Below are 15,571 nucleotides of genomic sequence, written 5' to 3'. Positions count from 1 at the left end.
TATCAAAAAAAAAAAAAATAAAAGTAGGGAAAATGCCAAAACTTTATCTTTTATCTCTAGGTTGTAATAAAAATTTAGTTGATAGTGAAATTATGCTAGGTCGTTTAAGCGAGTATGAAATTTGTGATGAGCCAAATAAAGCAGATGTAATAATTGTCAATACTTGTGGTTTTATTGAAAGCGCTAAAAAAGAAAGTATTGAAGCTATTTTAAATTTACACGAACAAAGAAAAGAAAATTCACTCTTAGTAGTTACAGGTTGTTTGATGCAACGTTACCGTCAAGAGCTTATGAAAGAGCTTCCAGAAGTTGATCTTTTTACAGGCGTGGGTGATTATGAAAAAATTGATGAGATGATACTTAAAAAAATAAATTTATTTTCAAGTTCAACTTATTTGCAGAGTGAAAATTCTAAGCGTATTATCACAGGATCAAATTCACATGCTTTCATAAAAATCGCCGAAGGATGTAATCAAAATTGCTCTTTTTGTGCTATCCCAACTTTTAAGGGCAAGTTAAAATCACGCGAAATTTCAAGTATAGTAAATGAAGTTAAAGATCTAGTAAAAAATGGTTATAAAGATTTTTCTTTTATTGCTCAAGATACAAGCTCATATTTATATGATAAAGGGCAAAAAGATGGACTTATTCAATTGATTGATGAGATAGAAAAGATAGAAGGTGTGAAAGCAGCTAGAATTTTATATCTTTATCCTACAAGTGTTAGCAAAACTTTAATACAACGCATTATTGACTCTAAGATTTTTGTGAATTATTTTGATATGCCATTACAACATATTAGCGATAATATGCTTAAAATTATGAAAAGAGGAATGAATTCTGAAAAACTTAAAGAAATATTAAATTTAATGAGAAATGCCAAAGATAGCTTTTTAAGGACAGGTTTTATTGTGGGACATCCTGGTGAAAGCGATGAAGATTTTAATGAGCTTTGTGAATTTGTAAAAGATTTTGGTTTTGATAGAATAAGTGTTTTTGCTTATTCTAAAGAAGAAGATACTGCAGCTTTTAATATGAAACAAATTCCTTTTAAAACTATAAATTCAAGACTTAAAAAAATAGAAAAAATTGTAGATAAAGTGATAAATGAGAGTTTTAAAAAAGAAGTAGGCAAGAGACGTTTAGCAGTTTGTACAGGAGAAAGTAGCGAAGGTGAATTTTTTATTGCTGGAAAAGATTTAAGATGGGATAGAGAAATTGATGGAGAAATTCTTATCAATGAAAGTGAATGTGGAAATTTAGAAATGGGACAAATTTATGAGTGTGAAATTTTACAAAGTGTTGATAAAAAACTTATTGCAAAAGCCTTAAGAAAATATGCAAATTAAAAAAGAAATTTTAGAATTTTTAAGGAAAGGTAAAAATTTATTAGCTTTTTCTTATGGAAGTGATTCTACGGCACTTTTTTATTTTTTAATACAAGAAAAAATTGAATTTGATCTTGCTATGATCAATTATAAAACAAGAAAAAATAGCGATTTAGAAGAAGATGAAGCTAAAAAACTTGCTTTTAAATTTAATAAACAAATTTTTACCATTTCAGCCCCTTGTTTTAAAAATAATTTTGAAAAAAATGCAAGAGCTTTTCGTTATGATTTCTTTGAAAAAATTTGTTTTAAATATCATTACGATAATCTTATTTTAGCCCATCATTTAAATGATCAATTAGAATGGTTTTTAATGCAACTTTCGCGTGGGGCAGGAGTGGTAGAGCTTTTAGGGATGAGTGAATTTGAAAAATGTAAAAATTATAATCTTATACGTCCTTTGCTTTTTATTTCTAAGAATAAAATTTTAAATTTTTTAAATAAAGAAAATATAAAATATTTTAATGATGAGAGTAATGAAAATGAAAAATATTTTAGAAATTATATTAGAAAGTATTTTTCAAATAATTTTGCAAAAGAATTTGAAAAAGGCTTAGAAAAAAGTTTTCGATATCTTCAAAAAGATAAAGAAAAACTTTTTGATATAAAAAAAATTAAAGAATTTAAAGATCTTTTAATTTGTCCAAAAGATGAAGGCTATATTGCAAAGACTGTAAAAATTCAAGGTATTGTTTTAAGTGCGGCTCAAAGAAAAGAAGCTTTAAAGAATGATTGTGTTTTAAGTGGAAAAATAGCTATAGTTTATAAAAATGAAAAAGCTATTGTATTTAAATATGAGGTTTGTGAAAAATTGCCTAAAAAATTTAAAGAAGAATGTAGAATTTTAAAAATTCCAAGACTTTTAAGAGCTTATTTATATAATCATCATATAAGCCCTTCAGATTTTATTTTGCAAGTTTAAAATTCTTTGATAGCTTAGATGAGTAAGAAAAATTATAAAGAAAACTTGTAAAAATATACCCAGAAGCGGTAAAGTTGAAAGCAAATAAAAACAAAGTGTGCTGAATTTAAACTCTAAAGGAGAGAATTTATTTTGAAAAAGATTAAAATTTTCCCTGTCCAAAACAAAGCTTGTAACATCTAGCATTAAAAGCTTATGAAAGAGATAATAAAATACAAGATAATAAATAAAAAGATTTATAAAAGGTAAAAATAAAAAAAGAGTACATAGCACAAAAAATGCTATAAATTTTAGAAATATTTTTAAAAATTCAAAAATGATTTTTATAAAAGGAATTTCATTTTTTATTTCATGGTGATAATGTTTCGAGTTGATTTCTTTAACAATAAAAGGCGTTAAAAAAGATGTGATAAAAAGTGCCAAAAAAACAGAAGCAAAAATAATAACAAGACTAGAAAATAAAATACTTATAATTGCTATAATAATTTGCATAAAATGAAAAGCATAAAGCCATGCCCAAAAAGAATTTTCATCTATGCTAAATAAGGTATTAAAATAATTAAATAAGAATGAAAATCCAAAAATAACTAAAATACTTACAAATAAAAAACTAAAAAGAAGCGGAATAAAAGCGTATTTTAAAAATTTAATACTTAAAAAATCTTTTAAGGCAAGTTTAAAAATGAGCATTATTTGACTTTTTTATAGTATTGTTCAAGACTTTGGTAGATTTCTTTATAATCAAAATTATTCTCTAAAATTTCATTTAAAATTTCATTATCTTCTTTACCATTCCATTTTTTTTTATAATTTCCTTCTTTATAGCCGTGTTCTTGTCTAAAGATATTTAAAATGTTTTTGCCTATATAAGTTTTATAAAGACTTTCTAAATTTAAACCACATTTAATAGCTAAAGCAAAATAATTTGATAAAAGAGTATATAAACGTAGATTAAAACCACTGCACTCATGAATCAGCAATTCAATGTCATTTAAAATATTATAAGTATCACTTTCATTAGGTTTCATCTTTTCTTTAGAAAAGTCTTGAAAAATACTTATAGAGCTAATTTCTATAGCAATATTGTTATAATTTTTATCGTTTTTATATTTTTCAAGCAAAAGACTAAGAATAAAATGCCAAATATCTACTAATTCAATGCGAACATTATCCCAGTCAGTTGATGAGCTAATATTTTTCCAATGTTTCCAAGCAAAAGAATCTATAAGTTCTGCGCATTCCATATAAATACAACGCCTCCAGCTTATAAGCTTGCCTTCTTTTGTATAACCGTTTTCCCATCCAATACCATTTGTCTCATCATTTAATTTTTGTTGAAGTTCTAACATATTTTTTAGTATTTCTATTGTTTGCATAGTTTTCTTTCTTAAATTTTTATATAATTATACTAAAAAATATATTTTAAATTTTTGAAAGTAAATAATGCAAAAAGAGTTAATTTTAGCTTCAAGGGATGATGGATTAGGAGAAAGATTAAGAGCTATTTTAAATGCAATTTATCTTTCTAAATATTTTAATTTTAATTTTGGTTTAGTGTGACATCCTTTAAATGCCAGTGAAACTGAAGTAGCTAAAAATAAATTAGCGCCAGTTATTGTTCCTAGCGTGAATGAAATTTTTTCTAAAGAATTTATACAAAAATATTCTTATAATGGTATTTTTGAAACTCGTATGGATGAATTTGGCAAACTCAAAAGAAAAAGTATAAATTTTTTAAAAGATGCAAAAGTTTTAAATTTTCCTATTCATATGACACAAAAGCGTTTAGATACAATTTTTAATGATTTAGATACTAAAGAATATAAAGCAAGTTTAATTAAAATCTGGCAAAAGCTCGATTTTACTCCTAAAATAAAAGAAATTTTAAAAGAAGCTGAAGAAAAAATTGTTAATTTAAAGAAAAGTATCGATGATAGACAGCTTTGTTCTTTGCATATAAGGGTAGGAGATGCTATTTTTTTAAATAAATTTCAAAAACAAATTATAAGACCTAATATTTTTGCAAGAGCTCTTAACTTTACACTTGCCATAAAAATCATTAATAAAGAATTAAAACAAATAATGCCATTATAGTTTTGAGTGATGATTTATCTTTATTGGAGTGTTTTAAAAACAAAATTCCAAAATTTATTAAATCTTAATGAAAAGCAAAAAAAGAAATTATTTTTTTCTATAGATTTATGTAATAAGAAAGATTATGTTTATAAGGCTTTATATGAAAATGCTTTAATGTCTTGGTCTGATAAGATTTATTATACTAAAACATCAGGTTATGCAAATTTAGCTGTTTTAACTGGTAAATATAAAGAAGATATTGGAATTTATGAGTATTTTGGCGATGAAGATTAATATAAAATTATTCAAAAATATTTAGAACAAATCAATGTCCATCCCTTTAAATCTTTTGTTTGTTTTCATGGTTTTAGACTTGCTAAAATTTTAAAAAAACCTTTAGAAGAGATAAAATCTTGGCTTAAAAAAGCCCATTTTTATAATCCAAATAACGACACTTTTCATCTTTTATGGATAGAAATTCTATTTAAAGAAAAGCAAATTAAAGAAGCAAACGAGTATATTGAAAATTTACTTACACAAAGAAAAAATGTATTTTTAGAGACTTTATTTTGTGGCAATATCAAGATATTATTGTGATTTTATATTCGATTATTTTTTTGAGTATGCTAAAAAAGGTTTTGAAAATATTGATTACATTGCAAGTTCAATCGCTTTAAATTTAGGATGCAACGAACTTTTTGAATTTTATTTTAAAGAAATTAAAGATAAATTTCAAACTCCTTTTAATTTTGAAAAAAATTAGGTGCTGAGTTTTTAATGAAAAATCATTTAAGTTATAAATTGGGTGAAACTATGGTAAAAAATTCTTTTACTTTGAAAACTTTACTTAAAAATCCTTTAGATTTATTAATGATTTATTTACAATTTAAAAAAGATAAATTTAAACACGATAATCCTTTGTCTTCTTATAAAGATTATGAAAGTGCTTTAAAATTTATAAAAGCTCATCCTTATTATAAAATAGGTTATGCTTTAATTAAGGCTCAAAGAATGTGGTATAAAGGTGGATATTTTATTTTTATAAAAGAGCTTAAAAAAATTGCGAAAGAATATAAATATAAATAAAGAGGAGCGAAAGAATTTAAAGAAAATTTATAATATTTAAGTTATCGTTAATTAAATTTAGAAATTTTTGCAAATTTTAGATATAGGATTAAAAAATATTTAATATTTTAAACTATCAAACTCTTACCTTAAGGCAAGAGTAATTTTAAGCATAAATATTAAGATTATTTTCTGCATTATTTTCATTTTCTTTAGCTATTTCTTGTTGTTTTTCAAGTTGCTTTTTCATTTGTTCTAAAACTTCATCTAATAATTTTTTACTATCTTCAAGCATAGAAGTGTTGGTATCTATATTCGAAGTTTGGTTTTTGGTGAGTAAATTTTGCAATTTATTGGTAAAATTATTCATAATAGCATTTTGGTGATTTTCATCATTTGGAGTTGGTAAGACATTTGCCATTTGCATTGCACTAGTAATGAGTTCTTTAGGATTTAGTTCTCCTACTTTACTCTTACTTAAAAAATCTTGTATCATTGGTTCAACTTCTTTCATAGCATCTTTAATTTCATTTAAATCATTTTGAGTGAGTTTTGATCCTTCAAAACTAAAACTAAAACCATATTGATGCTTTAAATTTAAATTTTTACCTTCTTCGTTATTGTTATAATTTAAACTTTGATTATCATACATAGAAAAAGCAAGATGTTTACCACTTTTTGTCGTATAATCCATAGAAAAATTTTGACTTTGACTTGCACTAAGTTCCATTTTGAACTCCTTTATTAATGAATGATATATAATATTAGATCGGATTTTTTTAAATTTATTGTAGTATAATTTCTTATGGATCAAAGAATTATAAATTTTTTACAAAATAATGAAATTTTAAGCTTTGCAATGCAAGATCGCAATGAGGTTTATATTGCTAACGCTTTTTATATTTTTGATATTTTACATTTTTCTTTTATTATCGCTTCTGATAAAAATACTAAGCATGTAAAACTTTCTATTATTAATCCTTGTATAGCAGTCAATGTTTATCAAGGTAAAAAAATTGCTTTATTGAAAGGGGTTCAAATAAAAGCTAAATTTATGGATGCTACTAAGGAGCAAGAAAAGCTTTATTATCACAAATTTCCTTTTGTAAAATTTCAAAAAGATATAAAAATTTATGCTTTATGTATTTTATGGGCTAAATTTACAGATAATACTTTAATGTTAAATCAAAAAATTGAATTTCAAAGAAATTGATTAACAAAAAATATATTATAATTTTTAAAATTTACAAAGAGAAGAAATAAATGTTAAATGTTATTTATGCTCTTTTTTTTAGAGAGTTAAAAACAAGATTTGGTGCAAATAGACATTTGGGATATATTTGGGTTGTAGGTGAGCCTATGTCTGTTATTTTGGTTATTACAATAATTGGAACTATTATTAGGGAATACCATCATCAAGTAATGCCAGAAGGAATTTCTATTTTTATGTTTTTAATTTCTGGTATTATGCCATTTTTTATGTTTAGAAGTATAGCTAATCAACTTATGAATGGCGTAGGGGCAAATTTAGCTTTATTTGCTTATAAGCCTGTAAAACCAATTCATGTATTTATTACCAGAACTTTACTTGAATTTTGTATTTATTTTGTAATTTTTATAGTTGTATTGTTTTTTACCGGTTGGTTTTTTCATTTAAATGTTTTGCCAAGACACTTATTAGATGTTATATTTTGTATTTTTTTATTGATGTGTTCAGGCTTTGCATTAGGAATTTGCTTTGCAATTATTCATCATTTTTTTGAACCCTTAAGAACCTTACTTACTTATTTTAGTATTGTTTTTTATTGGACTTCGGGTATTATTTTTCCTACTTGGCTTATGCCTAAACCTTTGCTTGAAATATTTTATTATAATCCTTTGCTCCATATTATGGAACTTTTAAGATATAATTTTTTTGATAATTATCCTTTATATGAAGATTGTAATTATGCATATCCTGTTTTTTGTATAACTATCGTACTTTTTATAGGTCTATTTTTTTATTATTACAATAGGCAAGCTTTAGTAGCGGTTAAAAGACAATGATAAAACTCATAAATTTAACCAAATCTTATCCTTTGTTTAATGGTCAAAGACATTATATCTTTAAAGAATTTACCTTTGAATTTCCTGAAAATTGTAGTATTGGTTTAATGGGCTATAATGGTGCTGGCAAATCAACACTTATGAGACTTTTAAGTGGTTCTGAACTTCCAGATAGCGGAAAAATTATAACAAATAAAAAATTATCTTGGCCCTTAGGTTTAAATGGTGCTTTTCAAGGCTCTTTAACCGCTAGAGATAATGTCAAATTTGTAGCAAGAGTTTATGGCTATAAGGGTGAAAAACTTAAAGAAAAAATTCAATTCGTAGAAGAATTTGCAGAACTTGGAAGATTCTTCAATGAACCTATGAGAACTTATTCTTCTGGTATGCAAGCTAGAATAGCTTTTGGTCTTAGTATGGCATTTGACTTTGATTATTATTTAATTGATGAAGCTGGGGCAGTTGGGGATCCTAAATTTAGAGAAAAAAGTATAAAACTTTATAGGGAGAAATTGAGTCAATCTAAAGTTATTATGGTTTCTCATAATATTGCCGAAATTAAACAATGGTGTGATAAAATTATTTTTATGAAAAATGGAAAAATTACAGTTTATGATGATATCGATGAAGGTATAGCTGTTTATCAAGGAAAAACTTAATGGAAGAAAAGAAAAATTTATTTGAAAAAATTAAAGATTTAAGTATATTTGATTCTTTTAAAATCGTTTGGTTTTTAATGATTTTTGTTGTAATTTATTATATCTTAATAGCAGCTAATCGTTATGTAACAACTATGAGTTTTGATGTAAGATCAACAAGTAGTGGAAGTATTCAAACAAGTGGAATTTTATCTTTACTTTCTAATGCATCTGGATCAAATGAAGATATTAAATATCTAAAAGGTTATATTTATTCTTCTGATATGCTTAATTTATTAGAGCAAAAGATTAAAATAAAAGAACTTTATGCAGATCAAAATATAGATTTGTTTTATAAATTATGGGAATCAACTTCTAATGAAGCTTTTTTAAGATATTATCAAAAACGCGTAAAAATTTATACAGATGATAAAACAGGTCTTTTAAATATTGAAGTAGAAGGTTTTACCCCACAATCTTCTTATTTGATTGCAAAAACAATTATGGAAGAGAGTGAAAAATTTGTTAATGAAGTTTCCCATAGAGCTGCAAGAGAACAAATGATATTTGCAGAAAATGAAGTAATCAAATTTAAAGAAAGGCTTCAAAAAGCTCAAAATGATTTGATTTCTTTTCAAAATCAATATGGAGTTTTTGATCCTTTAAAACAAGCTGAAAACAAAGCAAGTTTAATTGCGCAAATTGAAGCAAATTTAGCACAAAAAGAAGCTAAGCTTTTAACTTTGCAAAGTTATATGAATGATAGTGCCCCAGAAATTGTTACTTTAAAAGCTGAAATTGCAGCAATCAAAAAACAACTTAATAAAGAACAAGCTAAGATTTCATCTAATACTTCAAGTAAAAAATTAAATGACTTAGCAGCGAAATTTCAAGATTTAACCATAGAAGTAGGTTTTGCAGAAGAGGCTTATAAAGCAGCCTTAAAAGCTTATGAGAGTGCTAGGATAGAAGCTTTAAGAAAAATAAAACAATTAGTTGTAATACAAAATCCAAGCGAACCTCAAAGTGCTAAATATCCAGAAAGGATTTATGATATTGTTACAGCATTTATAGTTTTATCTTTGGCATATGGAATAATTAAATTTATTAAAATGATTATAGAGGAGCATAAATATTAAGATGAAAAAAATACTTATATTACTTATTTCATTTATTTTTTCTTTTGCAGCGGTAGATATATCTCAAATTGTTGCAAGTGAAAATAATACTCCAATTTTTGAACAAAATGCATCTTTAGCATATTCTCAAAATATAGAAAATAACTCAAGTATCCTAGAACGCAAAATGCCTCCTCTTGTATTTGGAGCACAGCTTTTTAATGGAAATTTTAAGAATTTTGCCCAAAGAGTTTATAATCCTGATTATAAAATTGCAGTTGGAGATCAAATAAGTTTAAAAATTTGGGGTGCTGTCGAATTTGCTCAAATTTTAATAGTAGATTCTCAAGGTAATATTTTTATTCCAAAAGTAGGAGCAATTAATTTATTAGGGGTAAAAAATAGTGCTTTAGTTTCTGTAATTAAATCTAAAGTAAATCATATTTATAAAAGCAATGTTTTTGTATATGCAGATATGAATGCTTATCAAAATGTTTCCGTTTTTGTTACAGGAAGTGTTAATGCTCCAGGTCTTTATCAAGGTTTAAGTTCTGATTCTATTATTCAGTATTTAGATAAAGCACAAGGTATAAATTTGGAATACGGAAGTTTTAGGAATATACAAATTTTAAGAAATAATGAAGTAATTAAAAATGTAGATTTATATGATTTTTTATTAAAGGGTAAAATGGAGCTTTTCCCTTTTAGAAGCGGTGATGTTATTTTAGTTGGAAATGTTCAAAAATATGCTTTTGTAAGAGGAGATGTTCAAAAGCCTTTTCGTTTTGAACTTGGAGATGATATTAAAACCTTAAGTGATTTAGCGAAAATTGCTGGAGCTAAACCTATAGTAACCAATGCTATTGTAAAAACTTATGCAGAAGATCATAAACTTGATGTGTATTCTTATAATAAAATGCAATTTTCAAAGGTTCTTTTAAGAACAGGGGATGAAGTTGAATTTCAGCCAGAATATGTTTCACAAAATATTAGTATATCTATAAGAGGTGAGCATGATGGTTTAGGTACTTTAGTTGTAAGAAGAGGAACCACACTAAAAGATATTTCAAGACTAATAAAAGCAAATAATCAATCAGATATAAATTCTTTGCAAATATTTAGAAAAAGTGTTGCTAGAACACAAAAAGAACTTATTAAAGCCCAACTTAAAGAACTTGAAACTTTAGCTTTAACTAGTACTTCAGTAACCCCGCAAGGTGCAGCTATACGTGCGCAACAATCAAGAACTATTTTAGAATTTATACAAAGAGCAAAACAAGTAGAGCCTAGAGGACAAATTGTTGTCGATGATGTAAAAGCTTATGATACTATCACTTTAGAAGATGGAGATATTGTAAATGTTCCAAGTAAAAATAATCTTATTATAGTTCAAGGAGAAGTATCTTTACCAGGAGCATTTGTTTATACTAAAAAAGAAGATTTAAAATTTTATATAAATCAAGCAGGTGGATTTAGTGATAGAGCAGATACTTCTAAAGTTTTAGTTATAAGAATTAATGGCAAGGCTGAAAAATATCATAGTGGAATGAAAATTGAAGCAGGAGATTCTATTTTGGTATTGCCTAAGATAGAAAGTGAAAATTTACAGATCTTTAGTATGCTTACTCAAATTCTTTATCAAATTGCTATTGCAACTAATGTTGTATTAAAAATATAGGATAAAAAATGTTAAATAGTATTGAAATTGCTAAAGAAGTTTTTAAAATAGAAGCAGAATCTATCAATCATTTATCTAAAAACTTAGACGATAATTTCACTAAAGCAATTGAGCTTATATTAAACACTAAAGGACGTTGTGTTGTCAGTGGAATGGGTAAATCAGGCCATATAGGAGCAAAAATAGCTGCAACTTTTGCAAGTACTGGAACACCTAGTTTTTTTATCCATCCTGGAGAAGCTTTACACGGTGATTTAGGAATGCTTACTTGTGATGATATTTTGATTGCTATCTCAAATTCTGGAGAAACTGAGGAGCTTTTAAAAATTATTCCTGTGATAAAAAGAAGAAAAATTCCTCTTATAGTAATGAGTGGGAATTTAAAATCAACTTTAGCCAAACAAGGAGATATTTGTTTAAATATTTCTATCACCAAAGAAGCTTGCCCATTAAATCTTGCTCCTATGTCTTCAACAACTGCAACTTTAGTTATGGGAGATGCCTTAGCGGCAGCTTTAATGAAAGCTAGAAATTTTAAACCGGATGATTTTGCGCTTTTTCATCCAGGTGGAAGTTTGGGGCGCAAGCTTTTAACAAAAGTTAAGGATCTTATGGTTTCAGATAATCTTCCTATAGTTCATCCTGAAACTGAATTTAATGATCTTGTTAATGTAATGACTTCTGGAAAATTAGGTCTTTGTATAGTATTAGAAAATGAAAAACTTATTGGTATTATCACTGATGGAGATTTGCGTCGTGCTTTAAAAGCCAATGATAAGCCAAGATTTGATTTTAAAGCTAGGGAAATTATGAGTACAAATCCTAAACTAGTAGATGCAGATGCTATGGCAAGTGAGGCAGAAGAGATTATGCTAAAATATAAAATTAAAGAAATTGTAGTTGGAAAAAAAGAAAAAGTTGTAGGAATTATTCAGCTTTATGCTATAGGAAATGTTTAGTGAAATATAGTGTTATTATACCGATAGATTTAAAAATACGTCCATTTAATATATTAAAAAAAGTAAAAAATATATTAAACAAAATAAACAATGATATAGAAGTTGTTTTTGGACATAATGATAGAAATAGTATTTTCGATACATATCTTAAAATAATAATAAGAAGAAAAAATAATGTTAAACTTATTTCTGGTAATTTCTATACAAAATTAGTATGTCAAAGTTTACTTAGAAATAGAGCAGTTGAGCAATGTTCTTGTGATTATATTTATCTTATGGATGTGGATTGTTTATTTGATAAAGAGCTAAGTGATAATTGTATTAATGAGATTAAAAATGATAAAAGTCCGTTTGTTATTTTACCTTGCTTATATCTTTCTAAAAAAGGTTCAAGAGTTATATCTAAATTAAATAGAGAAGAAATGTTTGATAAATATATATCTTTTAAAAAAGATTTATATTTGCATCTTGCTATTCCTAGTGCTAATATTTTTATGAAGAAAAAAGATTATATTGCTATTGGTGGATTTGATGAAAATTTTACAGGGCATGGAGGAGAAGATTTTGAGTTTATGATTAAACTAGCGTTGTTTCATAAAAATATAAAACCTACAAAAGATTTAATGTTAAATCGGTTTTATAAAGCTCCGCTCTTAAGTCAAGGTTTTAGAAAATATCTTGCCTTAAATTCTTTGCCATATTTTTTTGAAAAAAAACTTGTCTTTCATATATATCATAGTAAAAATAAATTTTTAAAATATTTTAGACAATATCATAAAAACTCAAGGCTTTTACAAGAAAAAATTCAAATTCAGGAAGAATTACAAGAAAATAGCGAAAGTTTATTAGCATTATATGAAAATCTTTGCCAAAAATATGGAGTTGATATAGATAAATATGCAGTTTTATTCGACAGTTATAAGCCAAGATTTTTGAGTTTAGATGGATTTTTACTTTTTTTAAGAAGATTATAATTATTGGATTAATTGGTATAAAATTTATTAATTTATATTTAATTAAAAAAGGCTAATTTTAATATGTTCTTGAAGGTAAAACACAAAAAAAATATATTTTTTTTCTTTAAAAGTTTATCGATTTCTTTGCAAAATTTTCTAAAACAATTTAAAATTAAAAAATACAAAGCCTGTAATAAATACGCCATAGTTTCAGCAGTTTATAATGTAGAAAAGTACTTAGATGATTTTTTAAAGTCTGTGATTAAGCAAAGATTGGATTTTAAAAATAATATTTTAATTATTTTAGTTGATGATGGATCAACGGACAATTCATCGAAAATTATTAAAAAATATCAAGACAAATATCCTAAAAATATTATTTATGTATATAAAGAAAATGGCGGTCAAGCTAGTGCAAGAAATTTAGGATTAAGATATATAGAAGAAAATAACTTACAAATTTCTTGGGTGAGTTTTAGTGATCCTGATGATTTTTTAGATAAGGATTATTTTTATGAAGTAGATAGTTTTTTAAAAAAACAAAATAATATAGCTATGGTAGCTACGAATATTATTTTTTATAGGGAGCAAAAAAAGATTTTATATAAAGATACTCATGCTTTAAATTTTAAATTTAAAACACAAAAAAGTATTTATGATAATATAAAATTAAATGAAAATATCCAACTTTCAGCTGCTTCATGCTTTTTAAAATATAATTATCTTAAAGACATTTTTTTTGATGAAAACTTAACTTTAAATTTTGAAGATGGAAAATTTATTAATATTTATTTGTTTAATAATTTAAATCTAAAATCTGCATTTTTAAAAAATGCAAGGTATTTTTATAGAAAAAGGTTTGATAAAAGCTCTACTTTAGATAAAAGAAATGAAAATAAAATTTATTATTTAGAAGTTTTAGAAAAGGGATATTTAGAGCTCTTAAATTTAATAGTAAAGCAAAATAAAATTCCTATTTTTATACAAAATGTTATTTTATATGAATTATTTTGGCAAGTACAAGAAGTGGTTAATTATCCTAAAAAATTATCTTTTATGAAACAAGTTGAAATTCAAAAATATCTTAACTTGCTTGATCAAATTTTTCATTTTATCGATAGTGAAAGTATAATACAATTTAATTTTAATCCTTTTTTATTTTTATATAAAATGGGGTTTTTGCACTGTTTTAAAAAAGAAAAAGTTCCTATAAATAAAATTTTTATCGAACAAATGGATGATAAAAATGATGAAATTTTAATTAAATTTTATACTGCAGATATTAATGACGATGTTAAAATACTTTTTGATGATAAGTCAGCTAAAATCATTTGTTCAAAAATCAGACAATATGATTTTTTAAACCGAGTTTTTATTTATGAAAAAAGAATTTGGTTTAAATTTTTTATAAATGCTAAAAATATGATTTGTTTTGTTAATGATAAAGAGGTTGATATAATCTACCAAGAAAAAAAATGCACTTTTTATGATATTTTTTATGAAATTAAAAAATTAAAGAAAAGAAGAGCTAAGAATAAATCATTATGGCTTTTTGTGGATATGCCTTTTAGGGCTGATGATAATGCTGAGCATTTATATCGTTATGTTATGAAAAATCATCCTAAGCAAAATATTACTTTTGTTCTTAGAAAAAATTCTCATGATTTTAAAAGACTTAAAAAAGAAGGTTTTAAATTGGTTGATCCAAAAAGTTTTAAATTTAAATATCTGGTTTTTAGAGCAGATAAACTCATTTCATCTCATATTGATAGGTATTTTTTTGAAGCTTTAGGGGAAAATACTTTAAAGACTAAAGATTTTGTATTTTTACAACATGGAATCACAAAAGATGATCTATCCTCTTGGTTAAATCAAAGAAAAATTGATTTATTTATTACTGGAATACAAACTGAGTATGATTCTATAGCAGGAGATTTTAATCGTTATAATTTTACTCCTAAAGAAGTAAAATTAACAGGATTTCCCAGATGGGATGCTTTACTTAAAAATAATCAAATAAATACTAGGCAAATTCTTATTATGCCTACTTGGAGAGAATATATAGTAGGTTCTTATAGTAAAAAATTAATGAAAAGAAGATTTAATACAAAATTTTATGAAAGTGAGTATTTTTATAGATGGGGTTCTTTTTTGCATAGTAAAAAATTGAAAAAATTACATGAAAAATATGACTACAAAATTGTTTTTAATCCTCATCCTCAAATTAGACCTTATTTAGATGGTTTTAACTTGCCAAGTTATATTATAATGCCTTCTATAGAAATAAGTATGCAAAAGCTTTTTTGCGAGTCATCTTTAATGATAACGGATTATTCAAGCGTAGCTTTTGAAATGGCTGTTTTGAAAAAACCTGTGATTTATTATCAATTTGATAGAAATGAGTTATTTTCTAGACATACATATACTCAAGGTTATTTTGATTATAATAGAGATGGTTTTGGAAGCGTGGTTTTGAATTTGGATAATTTACTATATGAGTTAGAAATGAAGTTGCAAAACTATAGTTTTAAAAACAATTTTTTAATTTCTAGATTAAATTCTTCAGAAAAAGTTGTACAAGCGATTTTATCTATCTAATTCTTTGCACATTTTTTCAAATTCTTGATAATACTTCCATTTTTGCAAATACTTAGGATGATGCTCTTTAACATAAGTTAAATCTTCATCCAATATTCTTTTTAATTTTATTCTTAAATCTTTTTTA

18 protein-coding genes are annotated in these 15,571 nt (G+C 25.2%); 14 read left to right on the top strand and 4 right to left on the bottom strand.

Annotation, left to right across the window (positions count from 1 at the left end; all coding sequences use genetic code 11):
* The first annotated feature begins 32 nt into the window (after positions 1–32).
* Together rimO and tilS are read left to right on the top strand one after the other, a co-directional pair.
* A complete protein-coding gene (rimO, locus tag GQV94_RS04085; RefSeq protein WP_200169778.1) occupies positions 33–1,349 on the top strand; it encodes a 30S ribosomal protein S12 methylthiotransferase RimO in 1,317 nt (438 codons plus the stop codon).
* Entirely contained in the window at positions 1,339–2,310 is a 972-nt protein-coding gene (gene tilS / locus GQV94_RS04080; RefSeq protein ID WP_200169777.1) for a tRNA lysidine(34) synthetase TilS, read from the top strand. Before rimO ends, tilS begins: the two co-directional genes overlap by 11 nt.
* Here the strand turns inward: tilS and GQV94_RS04075 are convergent.
* On the bottom strand, positions 2,287–3,000 hold the full coding sequence (locus GQV94_RS04075) for an EI24 domain-containing protein (RefSeq protein ID WP_200169776.1): 714 nt from the start codon (positions 2,998–3,000) through the stop codon (positions 2,287–2,289). The two genes, tilS and GQV94_RS04075, sit on opposite strands and share 24 nt — an antisense overlap.
* Positions 3,000–3,686 carry a dUTPase gene (gene dut, locus GQV94_RS04070; protein WP_200169774.1) on the bottom strand — a complete coding sequence of 229 codons (687 nt, stop codon included), beginning with the start codon at positions 3,684–3,686 and terminating at the stop codon, positions 3,000–3,002. Before dut ends, GQV94_RS04075 begins: the two co-directional genes overlap by 1 nt.
* 250 nt (positions 3,687–3,936) lie before the next feature.
* Between dut and GQV94_RS04065 the strand changes: the two genes are divergently transcribed.
* From GQV94_RS04065 to GQV94_RS04050, 4 genes are all read left to right on the top strand, one after another.
* A complete protein-coding gene (locus GQV94_RS04065; RefSeq protein ID WP_200169772.1) occupies positions 3,937–4,404 on the top strand; it encodes a hypothetical protein in 468 nt (155 codons plus the stop codon).
* 9 nt (positions 4,405–4,413) lie between these two features.
* Positions 4,414–4,680 carry a hypothetical protein gene (locus GQV94_RS04060; protein ID WP_200169770.1) on the top strand — a complete coding sequence of 89 codons (267 nt, stop codon included), beginning with the start codon at positions 4,414–4,416 and terminating at the stop codon, positions 4,678–4,680.
* Positions 4,681–4,957: 277 nt separating this feature from the next.
* The gene (locus GQV94_RS04055) at positions 4,958–5,149 is read left to right on the top strand and encodes a hypothetical protein (protein ID WP_200169768.1); all 192 of its coding nucleotides are present in this window, start codon (positions 4,958–4,960) and stop codon (positions 5,147–5,149) included.
* A gap of 14 nt (positions 5,150–5,163) precedes the next feature.
* Positions 5,164–5,472, top strand: a complete 309-nt coding sequence (locus GQV94_RS04050; RefSeq protein WP_200169766.1) for a hypothetical protein — start codon at positions 5,164–5,166, stop codon at positions 5,470–5,472.
* Positions 5,473–5,617: 145 nt separating this feature from the next.
* Here the strand turns inward: GQV94_RS04050 and ciaI are convergent, their stop codons facing one another.
* Positions 5,618–6,181, bottom strand: a complete 564-nt coding sequence (gene ciaI, locus GQV94_RS04045; protein ID WP_200169764.1) for an intracellular survival protein CiaI — start codon at positions 6,179–6,181, stop codon at positions 5,618–5,620.
* A gap of 75 nt (positions 6,182–6,256) precedes the next feature.
* Here ciaI and GQV94_RS04040 point away from each other — a divergent pair, with 75 nt between their 5' ends.
* The 8 genes from GQV94_RS04040 (at position 6,257) to GQV94_RS04005 (ending at position 15,444) form a co-directional block, all read left to right on the top strand.
* Entirely contained in the window at positions 6,257–6,664 is a 408-nt protein-coding gene (locus GQV94_RS04040; RefSeq protein ID WP_200169762.1) for a hypothetical protein, read from the top strand.
* Positions 6,665–6,714: 50 nt separating this feature from the next.
* The gene (kpsM, locus tag GQV94_RS04035) at positions 6,715–7,497 is read left to right on the top strand and encodes a capsule polysaccharide transporter KpsM (RefSeq protein ID WP_200169760.1); all 783 of its coding nucleotides are present in this window, start codon (positions 6,715–6,717) and stop codon (positions 7,495–7,497) included.
* Positions 7,494–8,156: an ABC transporter ATP-binding protein gene (locus GQV94_RS04030; RefSeq protein WP_200169758.1), complete on the top strand. Its 663-nt coding sequence runs from the start codon at positions 7,494–7,496 to the stop codon at positions 8,154–8,156. Before kpsM ends, GQV94_RS04030 begins: the two co-directional genes overlap by 4 nt.
* Positions 8,156–9,274 (top strand): capsule biosynthesis protein, encoded by a 1,119-nt coding sequence (locus GQV94_RS04025; protein WP_200169756.1) that lies wholly within the window; start codon positions 8,156–8,158, stop codon positions 9,272–9,274. Before GQV94_RS04030 ends, GQV94_RS04025 begins: the two co-directional genes overlap by 1 nt.
* 1 nt (position 9,275) lies before the next feature.
* On the top strand, positions 9,276–10,931 hold the full coding sequence (locus GQV94_RS04020) for a polysaccharide biosynthesis/export family protein (RefSeq protein ID WP_200169754.1): 1,656 nt from the start codon (positions 9,276–9,278) through the stop codon (positions 10,929–10,931).
* Between the two features lie 8 nt (positions 10,932–10,939).
* The gene (locus tag GQV94_RS04015; RefSeq protein ID WP_200169753.1) at positions 10,940–11,890 is read left to right on the top strand and encodes a KpsF/GutQ family sugar-phosphate isomerase; all 951 of its coding nucleotides are present in this window, start codon (positions 10,940–10,942) and stop codon (positions 11,888–11,890) included.
* A complete protein-coding gene (locus tag GQV94_RS04010) occupies positions 11,890–12,864 on the top strand; it encodes a galactosyltransferase-related protein (protein ID WP_200169751.1) in 975 nt (324 codons plus the stop codon). Before GQV94_RS04015 ends, GQV94_RS04010 begins: the two co-directional genes overlap by 1 nt.
* 63 nt (positions 12,865–12,927) lie before the next feature.
* Positions 12,928–15,444, top strand: a complete 2,517-nt coding sequence (locus GQV94_RS04005) for a CDP-glycerol glycerophosphotransferase family protein (RefSeq protein WP_200169749.1) — start codon at positions 12,928–12,930, stop codon at positions 15,442–15,444.
* On the opposite strand, the gene GQV94_RS04000 is transcribed toward GQV94_RS04005, so the two are convergent.
* Complete coding sequence (locus GQV94_RS04000) at positions 15,433–15,555, bottom strand: DUF2972 domain-containing protein (RefSeq protein WP_325099646.1); 123 nt, start codon at positions 15,553–15,555, stop codon at positions 15,433–15,435. The two genes, GQV94_RS04005 and GQV94_RS04000, sit on opposite strands and share 12 nt — an antisense overlap.
* Positions 15,556–15,571: the final 16 nt, after the last annotated feature.

Origin of the sequence: Campylobacter sp. TTU_617 (genome assembly GCF_016599045.1) — a bacterium.
Lineage (GTDB): Bacteria > Campylobacterota > Campylobacteria > Campylobacterales > Campylobacteraceae > Campylobacter_D.
This window is presented reverse-complemented; position numbering and strand designations above follow the sequence as displayed.